Source organism: Bradyrhizobium arachidis (assembly GCF_015291705.1).
In the GTDB taxonomy this organism is placed as follows: Bacteria; Pseudomonadota; Alphaproteobacteria; order Rhizobiales; family Xanthobacteraceae; genus Bradyrhizobium; species Bradyrhizobium arachidis.
Window position 1 is genome coordinate 5,148,196 of the sequence record NZ_CP030050.1, and the last position, 19,544, is coordinate 5,167,739.

The 19,544-nt window shown below is 62.3% G+C and carries 20 protein-coding genes; 10 read left to right on the forward strand and 10 right to left on the reverse strand.

The window, feature by feature from the left end; translation table 11 throughout:
- Positions 1-627: 627 nt before the first annotated feature.
- Positions 628-915, forward strand: coding sequence for a DUF2934 domain-containing protein (locus tag WN72_RS24050; protein ID WP_092216333.1), 288 nt, complete (start codon positions 628-630; stop codon positions 913-915).
- Positions 916-1,026: 111 nt separating this feature from the next.
- Here WN72_RS24050 and WN72_RS24055 read toward each other — a convergent pair whose 3' ends face one another.
- Together WN72_RS24055 and WN72_RS24060 are read right to left on the reverse strand one after the other, a co-directional pair.
- Positions 1,027-1,737 carry a hypothetical protein gene (locus WN72_RS24055; RefSeq protein ID WP_092216334.1) on the reverse strand — a complete coding sequence of 237 codons (711 nt, stop codon included), beginning with the start codon at positions 1,735-1,737 and terminating at the stop codon, positions 1,027-1,029.
- 4 nt (positions 1,738-1,741) lie between these two features.
- On the reverse strand, positions 1,742-2,188 hold the full coding sequence (locus WN72_RS24060) for a hypothetical protein (RefSeq protein ID WP_092216335.1): 447 nt from the start codon (positions 2,186-2,188) through the stop codon (positions 1,742-1,744).
- A 275-nt stretch (positions 2,189-2,463) separates the two neighbouring features.
- Here WN72_RS24060 and WN72_RS24065 point away from each other — a divergent pair, with 275 nt between their 5' ends.
- A complete protein-coding gene (locus WN72_RS24065) occupies positions 2,464-3,447 on the forward strand; it encodes a hypothetical protein (protein WP_092216336.1) in 984 nt (327 codons plus the stop codon).
- Between the two features lie 215 nt (positions 3,448-3,662).
- Here WN72_RS24065 and WN72_RS24070 read toward each other — a convergent pair whose 3' ends face one another.
- The 5 genes from WN72_RS24070 to WN72_RS24090 all read right to left on the reverse strand — a co-directional run bounded on the left by WN72_RS24070 (position 3,663) and on the right by WN72_RS24090 (position 9,590).
- Positions 3,663-4,118, reverse strand: a complete 456-nt coding sequence (locus tag WN72_RS24070) for a hypothetical protein (protein ID WP_092216337.1) — start codon at positions 4,116-4,118, stop codon at positions 3,663-3,665.
- A gap of 474 nt (positions 4,119-4,592) precedes the next feature.
- On the reverse strand, positions 4,593-7,031 hold the full coding sequence (locus WN72_RS24075) for a DUF3987 domain-containing protein (RefSeq protein WP_092216338.1): 2,439 nt from the start codon (positions 7,029-7,031) through the stop codon (positions 4,593-4,595).
- Positions 7,032-7,033: 2 nt separating this feature from the next.
- Entirely contained in the window at positions 7,034-7,597 is a 564-nt protein-coding gene (locus WN72_RS24080) for a hypothetical protein (protein ID WP_143130614.1), read from the reverse strand.
- Between the two features lie 169 nt (positions 7,598-7,766).
- Positions 7,767-7,961 carry a helix-turn-helix domain-containing protein gene (locus tag WN72_RS24085; RefSeq protein WP_092216340.1) on the reverse strand — a complete coding sequence of 65 codons (195 nt, stop codon included), beginning with the start codon at positions 7,959-7,961 and terminating at the stop codon, positions 7,767-7,769.
- Positions 7,962-8,204: 243 nt separating this feature from the next.
- A complete protein-coding gene (locus tag WN72_RS24090; protein WP_167380830.1) occupies positions 8,205-9,590 on the reverse strand; it encodes a tyrosine-type recombinase/integrase in 1,386 nt (461 codons plus the stop codon).
- A gap of 365 nt (positions 9,591-9,955) precedes the next feature.
- Between WN72_RS24090 and WN72_RS24095 the strand changes: the two genes are divergently transcribed.
- The gene (locus tag WN72_RS24095; protein WP_027557963.1) at positions 9,956-10,684 is read left to right on the forward strand and encodes an outer membrane protein; all 729 of its coding nucleotides are present in this window, start codon (positions 9,956-9,958) and stop codon (positions 10,682-10,684) included.
- Positions 10,685-10,813: 129 nt separating this feature from the next.
- Here WN72_RS24095 and WN72_RS24100 read toward each other — a convergent pair whose 3' ends face one another.
- Positions 10,814-11,161: a hypothetical protein gene (locus WN72_RS24100; protein ID WP_156950862.1), complete on the reverse strand. Its 348-nt coding sequence runs from the start codon at positions 11,159-11,161 to the stop codon at positions 10,814-10,816.
- A 387-nt stretch (positions 11,162-11,548) separates the two neighbouring features.
- Here WN72_RS24100 and WN72_RS24105 point away from each other — a divergent pair, with 387 nt between their 5' ends.
- Both WN72_RS24105 and WN72_RS24110 read left to right on the forward strand, forming a co-directional pair.
- Positions 11,549-11,974, forward strand: coding sequence for a hypothetical protein (locus tag WN72_RS24105; RefSeq protein ID WP_167380817.1), 426 nt, complete (start codon positions 11,549-11,551; stop codon positions 11,972-11,974).
- 132 nt (positions 11,975-12,106) lie between these two features.
- Positions 12,107-12,301, forward strand: coding sequence for a hypothetical protein (locus WN72_RS24110; RefSeq protein WP_092216342.1), 195 nt, complete (start codon positions 12,107-12,109; stop codon positions 12,299-12,301).
- Positions 12,302-12,343: 42 nt separating this feature from the next.
- Here the strand turns inward: WN72_RS24110 and WN72_RS24115 are convergent, their stop codons facing one another.
- A complete protein-coding gene (locus WN72_RS24115; RefSeq protein WP_027557965.1) occupies positions 12,344-13,525 on the reverse strand; it encodes an OpgC domain-containing protein in 1,182 nt (393 codons plus the stop codon).
- 259 nt (positions 13,526-13,784) lie between these two features.
- Between WN72_RS24115 and WN72_RS24120 the strand changes: the two genes are divergently transcribed.
- From WN72_RS24120 to WN72_RS24130, 3 genes are all read left to right on the forward strand, one after another.
- Complete coding sequence (locus tag WN72_RS24120) at positions 13,785-14,090, forward strand: ETC complex I subunit (RefSeq protein WP_027557966.1); 306 nt, start codon at positions 13,785-13,787, stop codon at positions 14,088-14,090.
- Positions 14,091-14,463: 373 nt separating this feature from the next.
- On the forward strand, positions 14,464-14,955 hold the full coding sequence (locus WN72_RS24125; RefSeq protein WP_027557967.1) for an Lrp/AsnC family transcriptional regulator: 492 nt from the start codon (positions 14,464-14,466) through the stop codon (positions 14,953-14,955).
- A 226-nt stretch (positions 14,956-15,181) separates the two neighbouring features.
- The gene (locus tag WN72_RS24130) at positions 15,182-15,472 is read left to right on the forward strand and encodes a DUF3551 domain-containing protein (RefSeq protein ID WP_027557968.1); all 291 of its coding nucleotides are present in this window, start codon (positions 15,182-15,184) and stop codon (positions 15,470-15,472) included.
- A 91-nt stretch (positions 15,473-15,563) separates the two neighbouring features.
- On the opposite strand, the gene WN72_RS24135 is transcribed toward WN72_RS24130, so the two are convergent.
- On the reverse strand, positions 15,564-16,592 hold the full coding sequence (locus tag WN72_RS24135; RefSeq protein WP_027557969.1) for an AraC family transcriptional regulator: 1,029 nt from the start codon (positions 16,590-16,592) through the stop codon (positions 15,564-15,566).
- Positions 16,593-16,738: 146 nt separating this feature from the next.
- Here WN72_RS24135 and WN72_RS24140 point away from each other — a divergent pair, with 146 nt between their 5' ends.
- Together WN72_RS24140 and WN72_RS24145 are read left to right on the forward strand one after the other, a co-directional pair.
- Positions 16,739-17,866: an isovaleryl-CoA dehydrogenase gene (locus WN72_RS24140; protein ID WP_092216376.1), complete on the forward strand. Its 1,128-nt coding sequence runs from the start codon at positions 16,739-16,741 to the stop codon at positions 17,864-17,866.
- A 72-nt stretch (positions 17,867-17,938) separates the two neighbouring features.
- Positions 17,939-19,543 (forward strand): carboxyl transferase domain-containing protein, encoded by a 1,605-nt coding sequence (locus tag WN72_RS24145; RefSeq protein WP_092216343.1) that lies wholly within the window; start codon positions 17,939-17,941, stop codon positions 19,541-19,543.
- The last annotated feature ends 1 nt before the right edge of the window (position 19,544 follow it).

A 19,544-nucleotide genomic window follows, 5' to 3' on the forward strand; every position in this document is an offset into this window, starting at 1 on the left:
CCTGCAACTTCGCGAGCGTGCTGCATGGTACGAGAGTAAAAAGCCTCATGTTCGCGTCGAATGCGCTCTTGATGAGCTGCGAAGCCCTGCACGCGTGCCATAATGCGCTCGCGCTCGGAGGAGCCGCGATCCACCGGACGCACAATGGGCGGAGAAGGTTCTACGGGAGCCGCATTCGTCGGCGCAGCCCCTGTCGTCTGAATTACGGTCTGCGGTTGGACGTTCACTGCGGCCGTGAGTGCGACAAGCGCCGCAGTCTCGCGAACCAGCGCGTCTAGTTCTTCTTTCCAGTCCATGTTGCTTAGCTCCCCGGCGTACTGTGCGACGGGGAGGGCAGGTCCGTCAAATGGACATGTGAGCTAGGGGTTTCGACAGTTACCGAGCCGACAGGGTGCATGGGTGACGGCCCCAGCTCTGGCAGGGTGGGGAGCTGGGGCCGTACCGGGTTGGCGCCCGGGGGAAGCGCCGTCGGGAAAACTTGGAAGTCCGCCGGGTGTTCCTAACTGGTTCTCAACGCGCCCAACCTGCTTCCCGCGCTTAGGAGGGAACAGCTCAAGCTTGTTCCGGTTAAGCTGAGTTGATTGCAAACTCTAAAGCCCCTCGCGGTCTTTCCGTGCGGAGTGCCCCATGGATTACCTGCCTGAAATTTCTCGACTCGAGCACCAGCTTGATTTGGCGCATCGGTCTATCCGACGCATAACCGATGCAGAGACCGTCTGCCGCCTCCAAGAATTCGCGTCGGAGATCAGCGACCGGCTGCGCGCGCTGAGAGAAGCTTGCCGGGAGGAGAAGATCAGGCGACGGGCGCACGCGCTTTGGGAAGACGCGGGGCGGCCGATTGGTCGAGACCTCGAATTCTGGTTGAGCGCGGAGCGGGAGTTTCTTCGGGGCGGCAATCTGCCCCTCCGCGCCTGAGATCGTCGACGTGGGGTAAATCGTGGAGAAATTGATAAAATCGCAAAAAGTGTCGAAATGTCAATTGCATAAGGCGGACACCCCTTCCGCCGAGCCGAAGCCTCGATCGTCTCAGCCCTTTCGGTTGCTCCGCGGCAGTAGCGGCAGCAGCGGCTTTGTTGGCCGCTTCCTCGAGTCCTTCCAGTTGAAGTGCCCGCGGGTTGGCATCGGGATCATGTAGCGTTCGCAGAGATCGCGCAGCGCAGTCTCCTTGATGCCGAGATCGGCCGCTGCATGGATCATCGTCTTGCTCCACACGAGATCGCGCAGTTTGGCTCTGCTAATTTTTATATGCGTGCCACGTATCCAAACATCGATACCGCGGCTCTGCGGCGGTCGCTCGATCCCGTGCTTCCGTTCAAAGGCCTTCGTGGCCTTGTCTTCCATTCTCGAGCGGCGCCGGGTTAGACGGCCCGGATCGGGGTAGGGGCCAGGTGCGCAGGCGTCTCTGAGCTTGTAATATCTCCGCGTCCAACGCTGCTGCTCTTCGTCGTCAAAGGGATAGAAGGGCAGATCGATTGCGCGAGCCCAGGGGGCGCCGACCGGCATATAGCTCGGTTGTTGCAGGTCGAAGTCCCACCAGATGGCGTCGGCAAGCCGGGTGCGTTGCTGCGGACCTGCGAGGCGATCGATGGTCTCGGCACAGTACCGAGGTTCGCCTGAAGGCCCGCCGGCGACTGGCGCGATGATGCCGACGTTCAGGAGCTCCTCGAGCTCGTGCCTCCTCAACCGGAGTCGGTCGAGGACCTCGCTCGCTTCGTAAAGGCCAGGGGTGGGGTTCATAGGTTTAGGCCCCGCCCACGATCCGGGTCCACCGGACTGGACGGTGAGCGAAGCTGATCCTGAAGTAACCTTTTGGAGGCGTAGGCACCTCGTAGAGCCGACATATCCGGGCGAGCACATGCTTTTTAAGCCCGAGCCGGCCGGCCACTTCCCCAAGCGGCGCGTTCCAAACACGTAAGCCAAGCTCGGCGCGGGATATGCCGGTGTACCTGATGACCTCTTCGTTCTGAAGCGCGGCCAGACGTTCTATCATTTGTTCGGCATATGCCGCGGCCAGCATCGCCTTCTTGATCTCAGCAGAGGGTTCGTAAGGTACGTCGTCACTGCGCGAACAGTGGGCGTTCGGCGGCTGTGTTTGCAGGTGTTGATCAGCCGGTGGCGAGGCGGCTTGATCAGCGGTAACGCCTGCGATGAGGTCTACGATGTACGGGACATCCAGATCTGCGCGCATGCTTTGCCTCCATGAGCCCCAGCATGCGTTTGGGATCAGCAAACGTCGGCCTCGTCAAATCGTTGGACTTGTCGACTTTGTCGGGTTTACTGAAGACCGCTTGCACCAAGCGTGCATCTCACTGTCCGGATGCGATTGCTGTCGGGTGGCCCGTCGCAAGACTCGACGAACCGGAGTGGGTCACTCCGAATCAGTAGACGTCAGGAGAGCGATCTTCCTGGCTGCGCGGGCGTCAAAATCCGCTATCTTCCGCGGCCATGTCGGTGCCTCCCCACATGTATTCGTTTGCTGCAAGGCACAAGCGCTTCTTCAAGCTGAAGGAGTGCCTTGCTGAGAATGATCAAGCCTTCTGCAGCGGACAGGTCGTCCGGGCGCATATCGTCTCGCGATCTCAATTGAGCCAGATCGCACGGAACGGCCATGTCCTTGCTGTCCCCAATGAGACGATCGCTGTCATGAAGATGCATCGGACCGGCTTTGAAGCGACGGAGGTCGGCATCGGTGATTTTTCAACGCTGAACTGCTTCTGCGCGGCGCATGACAAGCGCCTGTTCGCGCCTGTCGAAGATGTGCCGCTGACATTCTCGCCCGAGCAGCTGGCGCTGTTGCATTATCGAGCCATGATCGCTGAATTCTATCAGCGTCGCAGCCAATCGGACTCAGCTCTTTCAGAGTTGGAGGAGGATTTCGACGATCCAAGAAAGTTCAGGTTCGCCTGGATTTTCGAAGCCTCTTTAGACGCCATCGATCACTTGAACCGTCCGCTGAACCGGATGCGGCAGCTGCTCGCATCCCGGAATTTCGGGGCGGTTGCCAGCCTTATCGTACGATTCGACAATCCACCAGCTGTAATGGCGGCGGGCGTCTTCCGGCCGCACTACGACTTTGCGGCGCGCCGAGTTCAGAAGATGATCGATAGGTGCTCGTACGTGGGCATGCACCTGCTCTCCGCTGAGGGGCAGGCGGCCATGGCGTTCACCTGGCTGCGGCGCGACACCGTGGCGGAAGGGTTCGTCCGCACCTTTGCGAGCCGGCCCCACGAACAACTCGCTTCACTCGCGGTTCAGTGCGCGTTCGAACACATCGAGCATACCTGTATGTCGCACACCTGGTGGCACGGCCTGAGACAGCCGATGAAAGCCGCGTTGCTCGAATGCGTAAGACGAGCGAACTCTTTAAGTTATCGCCGTTCGCCACGGTGTCTGTCGTATCGGCTGCACTACGCGAGTTGGCCCGTTGTGACCCTGAATTTCTTCTAGCAGGCGGCGGCTTGTCGGTGGGGATGACGTCTATCGGTTTTGTGCGATCTAGCGGTTTTGAAAAGCGACTTTGGGGACGGAGGGCGAAATCTAGGCCGAATCTTCGACGCTGCGGGGTACATTTTCTTTTCATAGCTTCGAAAGATGACTTTTGCGCGCGGCGCCATGTTGCGGCGGCCCACGCACGACACGCGCGCTGGCACCTAGCAACCCGATCAGCCTGGCGGGTGAAGCTGGACGCCGGCTGCGGACATGGCGTGCAGCATTTTCTCGCGTCCGAAGAGATTGAACGGTTTGCCTTCGCTCTCCTCGATCATGGCTTGTGCCTGCAGTCTCATGAACTCGTCGGCGTATTCGCGGCCCTGCGTCTGCTCGATCGCCGTGTACTGCTCGTTTAGCCTCGCGATGAGACGATTGCCCGAACGGCGGACGATCGCCTGCTGTATGCGGACGATCCAGTAAGCCACGAACACACCGGCGCCGGCGACGAAGAGCGAGAACATGCTCGGGGTAAGCCAAGGGAGGGGCTTGCCGGGCGCACCGAACGCCGCGGCGGTCCAATAGGCTGGTTGGGGCCACCACAGCAGGGCGATCGCCGCGATCACCCCGAGCAGGCCGACCGCGGTGGCAAATCCCAAGGTGAACACCGTGTAGAACTGGCCGCGGGGCATCGGAAACCTCCGTTCTGGGGCTCAACGCCAGATTGCCGTAGCTGGAAGGCCTCTGCAAGCCCGCCAGAAGGCCGCTCAGTCGAGATAGGAGGGCCGCTGGACGCGTTGCATGGGGAGGGCGCCTCCCGGACCCAATCGAGCCCAGCCCCGCGCCACAGGGCCTTCCAATAGTGCCGGCGGCCGGGGCAACCGCATCGGCCAGTGCTTGGAAGGGCTATGGGTGGGCGTCCGCGGTGTCCGCGGAAAACCGCTTTGTAGGGATGGGGAAAGGATACCGGGGAGGAGGAGAAAATGCCTTTATGGACTCCTGCGCGCAAGGGACACCGCAGACACCTGCCCCCTGGCAAGAACTCAGTGTGTGTCCGCGGTGTCCGCGCATCCACCGCATCGTGTGCAGGCCGAAATCGCGGAAACGAAAAAGGGCGTCCCATGATTGCGCAGACAAGCGCAGACACCGCGGACGCCCTGACGGTGCTAGGGCGCCGATTTGTCGTCTTTTCGGCTCGCCCCGTCGGCGGCGATTTTGCCCCGAACAGCTGCTCGGCGCTCGGCCTCCGTTCGTCTGGTCTCGTCAAACCGGCCATCGTGAACGGCGGGATTAATCTTCCACTGCCCTGGATCGGAGTTTATCAGCCGAACCCAGCCTTCGATCTCGAGTCGGGACATCACGGCAAATAGCCGCTTTCGATTGTTGCCAAGGCGTCTGTAGTTCTTGCCGATCTCGCGAGCGGTAACCCTTTCGAGGGACCGAGTGAGAATATAAGCCGCCACCCACCGGGTCTCGTTGTCGCTCCAGCCGCCCCCCAGAACGGTGGCGTGAATGTATTGGCAGTGTGGATAGAGGAACTCCTCGATGTAGCGCCGCGCCCGCCTGGCTGTGTCTCCACTAATGACTGCGTCTGGGCCAGTCTCGATGGCGTCAGCAATCATCGCCCATTCGATCAGGTGAAAGGCCAATGCGTAGCGACCAAATTCGGCATCAGTCTTGGCGAGCCAGGTCTTCAAGCCAGAGGGAATGTCGGCCCGGCTCATCTCTCGGGCCTTGAATGTTTTAATCTGGTTGAGTTCGGCAGCCGCTCCGGGGGCGAAGTGGTAGGTCATCTCACCAAGCGACGACAGAGCCAACCCGACGCGGGGTATCATGGCCTCGATGGAAGGATCTTCAGGAATGTCATCGCCTAGACCCATCTGTCGAAGCGCTACGATCGCGAACCGCTGCAGCAGGCCGTCAGTCTCTAAGTCAGGAGCCAATTTAGCCAGCATATCGTCTTGGATGCCGCCGACGATCGATATGGCTAAGTTTGGCACCAGTATCGAGCCCCGGCCTTGCCGATCGACTCTGTAAGATCCGCCATCCTTGGCTTGTAGGAAGAATCCTCGGTCTTTGGCGCCCTTGTTGCGATATGCATCGAGGGAGCCGATCCAGCCTGCCACCTCATCGGCGTGAAGAATGATCGGAGCGACTTCGGGTGTCTCGGCCAGACGAGTGGCAAGCGCCTCACTTGTCGCATCATTCGCGATTTTGGACCTAAACTTCGGCTTCTGCGGCGGAACCGGGGCCGCTCCGGTTTCGGCGTCGGGTTGTTCCTTGGTGGCGAGGGCTTCGGCCCTCTTCTTGGGCGCGCGGGCCGAATGGGCGAGCTCAGCCCGCTCATATTCCTTCATTTCGTTGGCGAATTCGGTCGACCACTTTTTGTCGATCGCTTTGGCGAAAACTAGAGGCGCCTTAACTGCGGCCGTTTTTGCGGAGCCGGGATCGCCGACGAGAGCCGTCCAGAAGGTAGGGATGACCTGCCAGGAGCTGCGATTGTTGTACATTTGCAGCACGTTTGTCGCGGGGATCAATGACCCTAGGACGGCAACCGTGGTCGCAACCACCGCGTCCGAATTGACCCCGAATGACATCGCGCGATCGCGCCCGAATTTGACGGCAATCTGTGGGGCAATGCCGTCAAGTATATCCGCCGGCGGAGTTTGTTCTTTCCAAAGGTCTGTCGGCTCCTCCCATGTTCCGGGGGGAGGTGTTGATTGATCCTTTCGGAGATCGCTCAACTGGACCGGCTCAAGCTCGTGCTCGGGCGCCTTCACTCCAACCGCATTTTTCCGGGACTTCGAGGCGCTCTTCACCTTCTTGGCGAGATCGTCGTAGCCCCACGGCGGAATTGCCTTGGTGCGGTTCCAATACTCATCCACAAGTTCAAGCGTGGTCTCCGCGCTCAAATTGTGGTCGCGGACGCGATTGATGACCTTGATAGTGGTGTTGTCGCCGCCTTGTCCCTCGATCGCCTCGGGGGCATGGTTGACGAGGTAGTCGATTGCACGTGCCTTCTCGCTCTCGCTATCCTGTCCTTCCAGGGGAGGCTCAAGATTGAGGGCTCTGGTCGGATCAGCCTTCGGTAAGATCGCGAGAAGCTCGGGAAGAGCCTCGGCGATTGGAGCGTCGTCTTCGATGGTGTAGGCGCCGGCCGCCGTGGTCGAACCCGCACCCAAGATGTAGCCCTTCCTGTCGGCGCGAACGTCGGTCCCGGGATAGCCAGGGATCGTTCCGACCGCGTTCTTGATGAGTTTGGCAACCTCCGGCGAGCAGCGATACGTTTCGTGAAAGCCGCCTGAGGGCGAGCGCTGGGAGTAGGTGCGGGTAAGAAGACCCGCTTCCCTCATCCGCCGACGCGATTCTAGGCCTCCGTTCTTCGGGTCAAAGTCGATTGAAAAGCCGGAGTCGATGAGGCATCCGATGTTGAACCTTGGCTCGAGCTCCCAAATCGCACTGAGCTGCTCGGGATCTCTTGTCGCATAGGATTGCCACCCCTCGATGAGGGGTGGCCTCTTTTCATTGATCGTGACTGGAAAGACGCGAAAGCCCTTGGCGGCAAGATGAAGCATGCTTTCCACTTTGAATTTGCGGTGCGTCATGCTCAGGCCCTCCCCACCGGAATATGCGGGTGCACGATGTGCAACCGGTGCCGTCCCTTGAGCCTCGGCTGTAGATATTCGGTCCAAGCCTGAACATCTTGCTCGCGACACCGAAAAACAACCTGGAGCGGAGCAAGCACACGGTGTGCTTCGCCCTCGGCGAGCCCAGGCCTTTCGTCAACGCAAACCAAGACTACGTTGCAGGCTGACAGAGCCCAATCAACAACTGAGGTCCTGTAATCTTTCGGGAGTGATATGCCCCAGGGTGATGAGAACTCGATCTCCGCCCGTTCTGGGTAAACGCTGGGGTTGTCCAAGAGGGCTATGAGCTTCCCCCAAAGGCGCTTCTTTCTTGTCGACATCCGCTCGCCGGGCCTGACATAGAGGATGACACTGCTAACGTGTTCGTCGATCTCGCGCGACTGGACATCCGGCGGCGGTTCGTAGGCCTTGAGGTCGTAGATGCAGTGTCGGTAAGGCGCATGGTAGTTGCCCTCGGCGGCCGACCACACATGCTGTGGCTCTGGAAAATCCACGCGTTGCGTGGTATGGTCCTTCGTACGCAAGACAATTTCCTTCTTCGAGCCCTGTCCTCAGTCGTTCGCAGCGCTGTGGACGGGGCTTGTCGTTTCTGGGGATGAATCTCCTTCCTGGCAGCCCTGGAGACCTGCTCGCGGCGGGGCGAAGGCCGCGGCTCGAATGTGAGAACTGAAATCGCTGAGACACGGAGCGGGGTTACGCCGCTTCCGAGGTCGAGGAGCGGCGCCGGCTCTGCATCCACGCATCGAGATCGTCGACCCTGTAGACGACGCGATCCGGCACAGGATTGATATAGGTGGGGCCTCCGCCTTTCACGCGAAGGCGTTCAAGGGTTGCGGTCGACAGGCGGACATGCCGCGCTGCTTCTCGCGTGTTGAGATAATTGGACATCGGTATCAGCCATTGATGGGGAATGCTGGCCCTGTCTGTGGCCGGTGGTGGCTCCTACGCCTGGAGCGACTGCACGCGGCGGCGATCCCGCGGCTGGCAAGCCCACCCTGACAGCTCGATATGTGTGCGCGAACGCGCTTGACGGGGCTTGCAAGTGAGAGACTAGCACAGATGGATCGAGCCGTCTCCCCTTGTAAATCGTAGTGAGGGTACGGCGCACGAGGTGAGCCGTACTCTTTTAATTCAGCTGGCTACAGCGATTTTCTGTTGCTCAATCGGGACGACATTGTCGCGATCGTAGACGATTTCAGGCCTGCAATAATTCGGCTTCGTGCCGATTATCTTGCGGAGCTCGGCTTCCAGGATCGTCGCGACTTGCCTTTTCTCGGGCAGCATGTCGTACTTGTCGTAGGTCGCGGTCACGTCGCCCTCAAGGTGATCAAGGAGCGCTTTGACATCTTCGCGCTTCGCGCCTCCACGGCGCGCGATCGTCGCGGCCGTGCGCCGTAAATCGTGCGGTGTGAAGTGGGCTAGGCCTAGATGCTCCCGAATACCCTTGCGCGCCGGCCGTCGGCCTTTGGCCGGCCGGCCGTTCAGGGCCGCGGACAACGAATCACGGGTGATGGGCAAGAGTACTTGCTGCTCCGGTTCCGTCCGGTTGTTGTTTGCTCCTCCACAGGGAACTATCGCGCCAAGGGTCGACCAGGAACAGAAGACGGCGCCTTGATCGTCGCGCTTGATTGCCTCCCGAACACTGGCAAGAGCTAACACATTCAGCGGGACAATCACTTCGCGACGCTTCTTCACCCGATATTTTGGGATGTGGTACTGCGGATCTTCCCCAGTGAACCCGACCAACTCAGGGATGAGCAGGCCAGCGGACTGGCCAGGCCGAACCATACTTGCCAGAATGAACCGAAGGGCGAGAGCGACCGAGCGTCCGGCAGGCAACTCCGGATCATCCAAGCCCCACCAGAAAGTCCGGATCTCCTCATCATTGAGGACGCGTTCGCGGGCAGTTTCTTGGTAGCGCCGGCGCATGTCGGCCACCGGGTTGATCGGCACATGCTTTCGCCCGGGTTCCTTGGCCCACGAAAACAGGGTGTGCAGGATCGATTGCGTACGGTTTGCCCCCACGGGCGCCGTCGCGCCGATCTCCTCGAGGAGCTCGGCAACATCGTCGTCGGTGATCTCGGAAGCGATTCGGCGCTTCCACTTCGCCCGGGGCTTCTTTAGGTACCCCTCATCGTTCTTCCAGCTCGATTTCCGCACCTTGGCATATTGGTCAAGGTAGAGCTGGGCGAGCTCGTCGAAAGTCAACCGGTCGCGCTTGGGCCGGCTTGCTCGCTTCTCCGCGGCGGGGTCGGCGCCGTTTGCAATGTTCCCCAGCAGGATCTTGGCTTGGGTGCGGGCCGCATCTGGCGCCAACTTGCCGACGCTGGCCACGGTGAAGCGTCGGACCGGCGCCGTGCGGCCTGTGCCCGCCCGGTAGAGGATGATGTATGATTTAGCGCCGGTGGGACGGACCCGCACCCCGAAACCGGGAAGCTTCGCGTCCCATACCGTGTATTCGGACGCCTGCTTTTCCAGGCCGTCGACCAAGGTCTTTGTGATGGTTTGACCGCTCATTTTTCCTCCGGGAAGCACGGGGGAAGCACCGCGGTGCCAATCACAGCAGGCAAGGGATAGCACGAGGTTATGAGGCGACCGGTTTTCCTCGCGACGCTGGGGCGCCTGAGGGGGACTGAGGGCAGGTGAGGGAATAGCTGGTATGTTTTGGGTACTGCAGGTCGTTGGTTCGAATCCAGCTGCCCCGACCAGTCCCGAGGTTGAACCTCCTTCATTTCCCTGAGATCCCAACCAACCGGGCCCGTTTGGGTATTGCCGGCGGAACGCGGCCTGCTCCGCCCGCACGGGAGATGCGGGCATCACGCAACCTCCGCGACAGCTCGGCCCGCTAGAACCTCCGCACGGGCAATGAGGAATGTCGGGACATGTTGAAAGCTCTCGCTGGCGCGGCGCTCGCCGCTTTCTCGGTCACGGCCGCGTCTGCCGCCGATTTTGCGCTGCAAGCACCTCCGATGGCTTCCGTCGTCTTCAACTGGACCGGGTGCTACATCGGCGGTCATCTTGGCGGCGTCGCCAGCGACGATCGCACGATCAACAGCGCCGGGGGAACGGTCGACTTTGGCGCCGCCGGCTTTGTCGGTGGAGGGCAAGCCGGCTGCGACCATCAATTCGCATCCAACTGGGTCGTCGGCGCTGAAGGCCGCGCCGCATGGTCGAGCCTTTCGAGCCAGCATGGGAGCAGTGTCAGATTTCCCGCGCTCGGCAACCTCGCCGTGCCATCGCGGTTCGGCCTCAAGAACGATTTTCTCGCCTCGGCCACAGCACGGCTCGGCTATGCCTATGGCTTGGGCTGGCTGATCTATGCGCGCGGCGGCGTCGCCTGGACGCATGAGAAGATCGATGATGCGTATACCAGTCCGGCCACCGGCTTCGCGGTCGATCCCAGCGCGTCGGTCATGCGGACCGGTTGGACCTTGGGCGCCGGTGTGGAATGGGCGTTCGCGTCAAGTTGGTCGGCCAATGTCGAATATAGTTACTACGACTTCGGCACGAAGAGCCCGATACAGCTGATCAGCCCGTCCGAAAGCATCACCGTGGCCCACCTCAAGGACACGATCCATGCCGCGACGGTCGGTTTGAACTATCACTACTGACGTGATCGGGAGCGTTCGGCTGCTCGGGCTCAGAACAAGCGGCCGATCGACGCGGCGCCGCATGATCGAGGCGAGGGAATAAATCCAGCCCTGCATGGTAATGCTGGAAATGCCCAGCAATCTAATTTCTCAGGTCGACGGCGCCTGCCCGGCGCAGCTTCCGCGTTGAAGGAGGGAGCAAGGCGCGCAACCGGCGCTGCGCCAGCACTTTACTTGGGAAGAGGTTTTCATGTCGATCAGCGCGATTGCTTCAACCGCGGCGGCGGCTTCGACGTCCCAGTCGGCGGCCACGACGTCATCCTCAGCGGCGTCATCGACGTCGGCAACATCGTCGACATCCGCAACGCCGTCGACCTCGGCGACGTCGTCCTCGCAATCGGCGGGCGGCAGCTCCGGCTCGGGCGGCGGCGGTTCGGCCAAGACCGTCGTCAGCGAAGTCTCCATCACCATCGACGGCGTCACCACCACGACGATCACCTATTCCGACGGATCGACCGAGGTCGAGAAGTCCGGGGGCACGCAAAACAGTCAGGGCAGCCAGGCTAGCCAAGGCAGCCAGGCGGGGCAGACCTATAACGCGCAAGGCTCGCTCGGAGGGAATGCCCAGAGCGCATCGAGCGCCAGCAGCGGCGTCTGAACCGGCTTAATCATTGATACGGGTATGCTGCCCATCGCATCCCGAAACGCCTGCGCGATTCGCTGTCCAGTGTGTTCTGAAGCATGAGCGCTTGTTTGTCGCGCGTGGCGACTTCTGCACGATATTTCAGGGGATTGCGATGAGGCGCGCGGCGGCGAATTACCACAGATTCATCGAACCTTTGGTCGTCGCCATAGACATATGTGTGTTGGGGATTTCAGCGCCCAATGCCTAAACGGACGCCGCCAAGCGATGATACTCCGCTTGCGCGGCGTTGCGCTTTTCAAAGCATGATCCGCGATCAGTTCGAGGCGTACCAGCCGAGCGGAAACGGCAGCAATGGCCATACCAGGTGGTTGTCGTTGGCGGCCTTCGGCGGCACCTCAACGAATATCCTGATCAGCGGAGCAGACGGCGTCGAGCGCACCGCCACACGCAGACATGCACATTGCAAATTCATTGTGGTCGTCCCCGCCCGTCAATACTTTTCAGAATTCCAGCGCGCTCAAATTTCGACGTCGGCTCAAAATCGTCACGCGTCCAAAACGGCGCGCTCATTCTCAAATGGTGCACGCATTCTAGAAAAATCGGCGTCCGCTTTCAACCAGTCCGGACAGCTGCGCACGACAAGTAAGGTTGACCAGTTAGGTTAAGGCGGAGCGATTGTTGCGGATGCCCTGGTAATCACTATCAAATCGGTCCCGGCTCGCGACGGGGTACCTCCAATTGGTGCTCACACAAGATCACAGTTCGTCGCTACGCTCGTATCGTGTGAGTTCTGCGTCATGTCTTTCGATCGCAACGTCCGAACCGTCGGTTCGCAGTCGAACTGGACCGAGATCTGGCACCTCTGGACCGTGATCGTGCCGCGCCGCTCGATCAACGGGCAGCTCGTGTACGGCAAGGTGTGGCGCCGCCACGACGGCCGCGACTGGATCTACAAAAAGTTCACCGAGTTCGACGGCGAAGAGGCGGCCTGAGGCGGCCTCGCCGCCATCAGGCACAGCATCGCTGCGGCGGGCTCAGGCAGCCTTTGCCGGCGAGGCGGCCGCAGGCTTGGCGGGCGGCGGCGGCTTCAGCGGCTTGTCCTGCTTCTTCGACCAGGAAATGTAATAGGCCACCGTCGTCATGATGGCGATGCCGGCGATGCTGACGAAGAGCTGTGCGAACAGCGAGCCCGAGCTCATCGACAGCTCGAAATGGCCGACGAAGGACAGGAACACGCCGACACAGAAAACGGCGAGCGACTGCTGGCCGCAGACGATGACCGGGTCGAAGATCTTCCATTCGAGCCCCGGCCAGTCCTTCGGCAAGAAGCGGATCACCAGGATCACGATCACGACGAAGTGGATGAAGCGATAGGGCGCGAGGTTGGTCTTGTCGTTCGGGTTGAAGGCCGAGAACAGCCATTCCGGAAACATGCCACCGAAGCTCGGGAAGCGACCGGCCATGGTCATGACCAGCGCGAAGGCGAGATAGGCGAGGCAGAGCCACAGCGTGATCTGCGAGTTGATCAGCGCGCCCGAGCGCCGTGCCCCGCCCATGGCGCACCAGGCGCCGAACACGAACAGCACCTGCCAGCAATAGGGGTTGAAGTACCACTGGCCGGCCGGATAGGCGTTCAGATTCCAGCCGAAGTGACGCGCGGCCAGCCACAGGGCGATGGAGAATCCCATCGTCAGGTCGGGCTTGCGCAGCATGAACCACAACACCGGCGGAAACAGCCCCATCAGCACGATGTAGAGCGGCAGCACGTCGAGATTGAGCGGCTTGAAGCGCAGGAACAGGCCCTGGCGCAGCGTCTCGGTGGCGTTGTCGACGAGGCCGGCGACGTTGAACTCGTTGATCATCTCGGAATCGCCGAAGCGCAGCGCGAGATAGCTGATCGAGGCGATGTAGATCACGAACAGGATGATGTGGGCGACGTAGAGCTGCCAGACCCGCTTGGTCAGGCGCGTGGCGCCGACGATGAACCCGCGCTCGAGCATCATCCGCGCATAGACGAAGGAGGCGGTGTAGCCCGAGATGAAGACGAACAGGTCCGCGGCGTCGGAGAAACCGTAATTGCGCGTCGTGATCCAGTTCACGACGTTGTCCGGGATGTGGTCGAGAAAGATCGCCCAGTTCGCGACGCCGCGAAACAGGTCGAGCCTGAGGTCGCGGCCTTTCTCGGGGAGCGTTGCGCTGACGTTCAGGAAGGTCATGCGACGGGAGCTTTCGTAGGGGACGGATACGCTGAGGTCGGCGAGGCGGGGGCACCGGCCGGGATCCCAGGGCGGGCGGCGGGTACGCAATTGTCACGGTGCAGCATAATGACTATACCCGTCGGTGAAGGGCACCCAAGGGACTGGAATCACCGAACAGTTCCCAAAAGGTGTCTCTATACTATGCCCGCGGTTTCCACCAACTGCTACCGTGACGCATCGAAATCGAACGATAAAGACCAAGAGGCCCGGACCGACCATGACCGCACGCATTTTCAAGCCCGCCAAGAACGCGATGCAATCCGGCCGGTCCAAGACCAAGGAATGGCAGCTGGATTACGAGCCGGAGCAGCCGCGCTCGGTCGAGCCGCTGATGGGATGGACCTCGTCCGGCGACATGAAGCAGCAGATCACGCTACGCTTCGAAACCAAGGAAGAGGCGGTCGCTTATTGCGAGCGCAAAGGCATCGCCTACCAGGTGATCGAGCCCCAGGATTCGATCCGCCGCCCGGTCGCCTATGCCGACAATTTCTCGTTCCGCCGCGGCGAGCCCTGGACGCATTAGAGCGCCATTCTCGTCTGAGACGCCGTCATGCCCGGGCTTGCCCCGCCTGCGGGGCCGAAGCCCCTTCGGCGAGGCGAAGGCCCGGGCATCCACGTTTTCGGGGAGGGTGAACTCGGCCTGCATGTTTCGCCCGGCGATGCAGAGCATCGTCCGGAGACGCCCGCTTTGGCGGGCTCCTCACCATGAGGGTCTGATATCTTTCCGCGAAACGCGACCTCATCTTGATGGCCCGCCGGAGACGGGCGTCTCGAAGGATGGGCCGCAGGCGAGATTTCCGCCACGCTCTCAAGCCCTCCAGAAACCCAAGGTGGTTGGCATCCAGTCCGCCCCGTGCTTCGCTGCCCTCATGATACGACCATGACGAGGGTAGGGTATGGCCGGGCGTGACCAGCTCGACGGCGTCGATCTCAAAATACTCTCCGAGCTCCAGCAGGACGGGCGGGTGCGCAACAACGAGCTGGCGCTGCGCGTCGGCGTGTCCGCGCCGAACTGCCTGCGGCGGCTGAAATCGCTGTTCAGCCGCGGCGTGATCCGGGCAGTGCGCGCGGTCATCGACGAGCGGCTGCTCGGCTATGAGGTGGTGTCGTTCGTCTCGATCCAGCTTGGCAGCCAGGCCCAGCCGGTGCTGGAAGCGTTCGAGAGCTCGATCGCCGCGATCCCTCGCATCCAGCAGTGCTGGCGGATCTCGGGCGACACGGACTATCTCCTGAAATGCGTCGCGCCGAGCGTCGAGAGCATGCGTCAGCAGCTGCTGCATTTCGCCGCGATGCCCGACGTGAGGAACGTCCGCAGCTTCCCGGTGCTGGGCGTCGCCAAGGACGTGCCGCTGCCGGTGCAGGAGTTGGCGGTCGCCTCGGCGGGCTAGGGGACTTCACACTTTTACGGCGAGCCATTTCATAAAAGCCGAGACTGCGAGTCTGTCATATAGTTTAGTAACTCACCTAACTGTGACATGTGATTTACGAAGCCCTGCAATGCGCCGGGGCACGATTGCCGGCTCCCGCGTGCGGCCTAGATGCAAGGTGTGAACCTCGGCCTGTGTCGCATGCCGGGGGCGCTTTTGTGGGACCCTTTAAGCAGGAAAAGACAGCATGACTCCGACCTCGAAGACGTTCGTCGCGTCCGCCGCGACGCTGTTTGCATCTGCGTTCTTGATGATGACCGCGCCGGCTGCGAAGGCAGACGACTATTGCATCACCAACGGCGCCCAGGCCGCGCATGGCTGCGGCTATCCGACGATGGAAGCCTGCCGTCAGGCGGCCGGCGGCATCGGCGGCTCGTGCTCGCAGGCCGGTGGCTCGTCGAAGACCGGCAACGACGCGCTCGCCTTCCAGCCGAAGCAGACGAAGCAGCCCAAGGCTCGCCAGGGTGCGCAGAATTAACGCCTGACATCGAGACCCGATCCAGGACATTGCGGCCTCCGGGAGCGATCTCGGAGGCCGTCAATTTATGACAGGCCGATGATGGCGCGCCTCATCGATACCTTCCGCGAAACTCGCGCGGCGAGGCGCCGGTCCAGCTGCGGAACGCGCGGGAAAAACTCTTCTCGTTGCGGAAGCCGGCGATCTCTGCGATCCGCTTGATCGGGGTGCGTCCGCGCATCAGTTCCTGCTTGGCGAGCTCGAACTTTGCTTCCTCCTTGAGGTCGCGCAGCGAGGTTGCTTCCTCGCGCAGGCGACGGTGCATGGTGCGGGTGGAGAGCGCGAGTTCGCTGGCGACATCCTCAGCGCCGAGACTGCGGCCGCGCGCATGGCGCAGTACGCGGCGGACGCGCTCGACCAGCAGGCGGTCGCGCCGGTAGGGCAGCACGGTCAGCCGCAGCGCGCCCTTGAGCATGCTGTCGAGATCGGCGGCGCTGCGCGTGAGCGGCAGCGACAGATAGTGCTTGTCGAAGACGATGCGCGCGCCATCCGCATCGAAGCTCAGGGTCCGGCAGAAGATGGTCGGATAGACCGAGACATGGCCGGGCTCGGCGTAAGGAAACTCGGCGGCGCGCAGCGCGATCCTGGAGTCCACCGCCCAGCAGGAGAAGCCGAGCACGTAGCGGAGCAGGGTGACGAGGCAGAATTCGCGGAAAGCGCCGAGATCGCGCTGTTCGCGAATGGCGATGGTCGCGGTCTCATCACCGACCGAGAGCTCGAACAGCACGTCCTCGGTGAGCAGGCGGTGATGCCGGCACCAGCGCTTGAGCGCGACCTCGAGATTGGGCGCCGTGATCGAGGCGCGGCACAGCATGCCATAGGTGCCCCAGGGCAACCGGCGCGAGAACCAGCCGAGCGCCTCATCGTCGAGCTCGCGCATGGCATGGCCCGCCAGCGCCTCGAACTGGGCGGCGGTTATCCGCCCGTCGCTGGACCCGACCAGGTCTTCGGTGACCTGCCCCTTGGCCAGCGCGTCCGCCGGATCCCGCCCGTAGCGGCCATAGGCGGCGACCACACCGCGGACGAAGGCGGCGGGGGTCATGGCGCGGCGGGGCAATACTGTCGCAGCTTGAAAGGGCATGAAAAATCCTCGCCAAACTTGGCGGAAAATGCAACCTTTTCGACCGAAGCGGCACCCGGGCGGGGGTAGGTTCGGGCCGACAAGAAGACGGAGGAATCGCCTTGAACATCCCGAGCATCGACTTCGATCTGGGTGAAGACATCGGCATGCTGCGCGACACCGTGCGCGCCTTCGTGGAAGCGGAGGTTGCCCCGCGCGCCGCCGAGGTCGAGAAGGCCAATCTGTTCCCGGCCGACCTCTGGAAGCGCTTCGGCGACCTCGGTCTGCTCGGCATGACCGCGCCGGAGCAATATGGCGGCTCGAACATGGGCTATCTCGCCCACATCGTCGCCATGGAGGAGATTTCGCGAGGCTCCGCGGCCGTGGGCCTGTCCTACGGCGCGCACTCCAACCTCTGCGTCAACCAGATCCGCCGCAACGGCACCGACGCGCAGCGGCAGCGCTATCTACCGAAGCTGATCTCCGGCGAATATGTCGGCGCGCTGGCAATGTCCGAGCCCGGCGCCGGCTCCGACGTGGTCTCGATGAAGCTGCGCGCCGACAAGCGCGGCGACCGCTATGTGCTCAACGGCTCCAAGATGTGGATCACCAATGGCGGCGATGCCGACGTGCTGGTGGTCTACGCCAAGACCGATCCGGAGGCCGGCCCGCGCGGCATGACCGCGTTCCTGATCGAGAAAGGTTTTAGGGGTTTCACCCACGGCCAGCATCTCGACAAGCTCGGCATGCGCGGCTCCAACACCTATCCCTTGTTCTTCGACGAGTGCGAGGTGCCCGAGGAGAACGTGCTCGGCGCGATCGGCGAGGGCGTCAAGGTGCTGATGTCAGGCCTCGACTACGAGCGCGCCGTGCTGTCCGGAGGCCCGCTCGGCATCATGGCGGCCTGCATGGACGCGGTGGTGCCCTACATGCACGAGCGCAAGCAGTTCGGCCAGCCGATCGGCGATTTCCAGCTGATGCAGGGCAAGCTCGCCGACATGTATTCGACCTGGCAGGCGACGCGCGCCTATGTCTATGCCGTGGGAAAGGCCTGCGACCGCGGTGGCCACGCGCGCACGCTGCGCAAGGATGCGGCGGCCGCGATCCTCTATTCCGCGGAGAAGGCGACGTGGATGGCCGGTGAGGCGATCCAGGCGCTCGGCGGCGTCGGCTATACATCCGAGTTTCCGGTCGGACGGCTCTGGCGCGATGCCAAGCTGTACGAGATCGGCGCGGGGACGTCGGAAGTGCGGCGCATGCTGATCGGCCGCGAATTGATGTCCGAGACCGCCTGACCCCTCCACAATGGAACGGCCGCGGCGCCTTGCCCGCGGCCTCTCACACGTCACACCAGAACGCGGGACCACATGCCGCTCCATTCCAGCATCGATACGTCTTCGTCCGATTTTGCGCGCAACTCCGATGCCATGCGCACGCTCGTCGCCGACTTGCGCGAAAAGCTGAGCCAGGTCGCCGGCGGCGGCGGCGAGGCCTCGCGCAACCGCCATACCGCGCGCGGCAAGATGCTGGCGCGGGAGCGGGTCGACCTGCTGGTCGATCCCGGCACCTCGTTCCTGGAGCTGTCGCCGCTCGCGGCCTACGGCCTCTATGGCGGCGACGTGCACTCGGCGAGCGTCGTCACCGGCGTCGGGCGCATCTCGGGCCGCGAATGCGTTGTTGTCGCCAATGACGCCACCATCAAGGGCGGCACCTACTACCCCATGACCGTGAAAAAGCATCTGCGCGCGCAGGACATCGCGCGGCAGAACAATTTGCCTTGCGTCTACATGGTCGATTCCGGCGGCGCCTTCCTGCCGATGCAGGACGAGATCTTTCCGGACGAGCGCCATTTCGGGCGGATCTTCTACAACCAGGCGCAGATGTCCTCACAGGGCATTCCGCAGATCGCGATCGTGATGGGCTCCTGCACCGCCGGCGGCGCCTATGTGCCGGCGATGTCGGACGAGAGCATCATCGTGCGGAATCAAGGCACCATCTTCCTTGGCGGTCCGCCGCTGGTGAAGGCCGCGACAGGCGAGGTCGTCAGTGCGGAAGAGCTCGGCGGCGCCGACGTGCATTCGCGCCAGTCGGGCGTGACCGACCACTACGCCCAGAACGATGCCCACGCGATCGGCATCGCCCGGCGCATCGTCGGCACGCTGAAGCCGTCCACGCGGCCGAACCTCAACATGCATAAGCCGCGCGATCCGCTGTTCGGCGCGGAGGAGATCTACGGCGTGGTTCCGGTCGATGGCAGAAAACCGTTCGACGTGCGCGACATCATCGCGCGTGTGGTCGACGGCTCGGAGTTCGACGAATTCAAAAAACTCTACGGCACGACGCTGGTGTGCGGTTTCGCCCATATCTGGGGTTTCCCCGTCGGCATCATCGCCAACAACGGCATCTTGTTCAGCGAAAGCTCGCTGAAGGGCGCGCATTTCATCGAGCTGTGCTGCCAGCGCGGCATTCCCCTGGTGTTCCTCCAGAACATCACCGGCTTCATGGTCGGCAAGAAATACGAGGCCGGCGGCATCGCGCGCGACGGCGCCAAGCTCGTGACGGCGGTCGCGACCGCCTCGGTGCCGAAATTCACCGTGGTGATCGGCGGCTCCTACGGTGCCGGCAATTACGGCATGTGCGGCCGCGCCTACTCGCCGCGCTTCCTTTGGATGTGGCCGAATGCGCGCATCTCGGTGATGGGCGGCGAGCAGGCCTCGATGGTGCTGAGCCAAGTCCGCCGCGACAATATCGAGGCCAAGGGCGATAGCTGGTCGAAGGAAGCGGAAGACAAATTCCGCGAGCCCATCCGCGCGCAATATGAGCACCAGGGGCATCCCTATTACGCGACCGCGCGGCTCTGGGACGACGGCGTGATCGACCCGGCCGACACGCGCCTCGTGCTCGGCCTTGGCCTCTCGGCGGCGTCGAATGCGCCGATCGAGCCGACGAAGTTCGGCCTGTTCAGGATGTGAT

What these genes read in the sequence shown, in the direction of transcription:
- WN72_RS24115 (WP_027557965.1), bottom strand. Translation starts at nt 13,525, where the DNA reads ATGACCTTCCTGAACGTCAGCGCAACGCTCCCCGAGAAAGGCCGCGAC.
- WN72_RS24120 (WP_027557966.1), top strand. Translation starts at nt 13,785, where the DNA reads ATGACCGCACGCATTTTCAAGCCCGCCAAGAACGCGATGCAATCCGGC.
- WN72_RS24065 (WP_092216336.1), top strand. Translation starts at nt 2,464, where the DNA reads ATGTATTCGTTTGCTGCAAGGCACAAGCGCTTCTTCAAGCTGAAGGAG.
- WN72_RS24090 (WP_167380830.1), bottom strand. Translation starts at nt 9,590, where the DNA reads ATGAGCGGTCAAACCATCACAAAGACCTTGGTCGACGGCCTGGAAAAG.
- WN72_RS24095 (WP_027557963.1), top strand. Translation starts at nt 9,956, where the DNA reads ATGTTGAAAGCTCTCGCTGGCGCGGCGCTCGCCGCTTTCTCGGTCACG.
- WN72_RS24145 (WP_092216343.1), top strand. Translation starts at nt 17,939, where the DNA reads ATGCCGCTCCATTCCAGCATCGATACGTCTTCGTCCGATTTTGCGCGC.
- WN72_RS24050 (WP_092216333.1), top strand. Translation starts at nt 628, where the DNA reads ATGGATTACCTGCCTGAAATTTCTCGACTCGAGCACCAGCTTGATTTG.
- WN72_RS24075 (WP_092216338.1), bottom strand. Translation starts at nt 7,031, where the DNA reads ATGACGCACCGCAAATTCAAAGTGGAAAGCATGCTTCATCTTGCCGCC.
- WN72_RS24125 (WP_027557967.1), top strand. Translation starts at nt 14,464, where the DNA reads ATGGCCGGGCGTGACCAGCTCGACGGCGTCGATCTCAAAATACTCTCC.
- WN72_RS24105 (WP_167380817.1), top strand. Translation starts at nt 11,549, where the DNA reads ATGCCTAAACGGACGCCGCCAAGCGATGATACTCCGCTTGCGCGGCGT.
- WN72_RS24140 (WP_092216376.1), top strand. Translation starts at nt 16,739, where the DNA reads ATGCTGCGCGACACCGTGCGCGCCTTCGTGGAAGCGGAGGTTGCCCCG.
- WN72_RS24130 (WP_027557968.1), top strand. Translation starts at nt 15,182, where the DNA reads ATGACTCCGACCTCGAAGACGTTCGTCGCGTCCGCCGCGACGCTGTTT.
- WN72_RS24060 (WP_092216335.1), bottom strand. Translation starts at nt 2,188, where the DNA reads ATGCGCGCAGATCTGGATGTCCCGTACATCGTAGACCTCATCGCAGGC.
- WN72_RS24055 (WP_092216334.1), bottom strand. Translation starts at nt 1,737, where the DNA reads ATGAACCCCACCCCTGGCCTTTACGAAGCGAGCGAGGTCCTCGACCGA.
- WN72_RS24070 (WP_092216337.1), bottom strand. Translation starts at nt 4,118, where the DNA reads ATGCCCCGCGGCCAGTTCTACACGGTGTTCACCTTGGGATTTGCCACC.
- WN72_RS24085 (WP_092216340.1), bottom strand. Translation starts at nt 7,961, where the DNA reads ATGTCCAATTATCTCAACACGCGAGAAGCAGCGCGGCATGTCCGCCTG.
- WN72_RS24110 (WP_092216342.1), top strand. Translation starts at nt 12,107, where the DNA reads ATGTCTTTCGATCGCAACGTCCGAACCGTCGGTTCGCAGTCGAACTGG.
- WN72_RS24135 (WP_027557969.1), bottom strand. Translation starts at nt 16,592, where the DNA reads ATGCCCTTTCAAGCTGCGACAGTATTGCCCCGCCGCGCCATGACCCCC.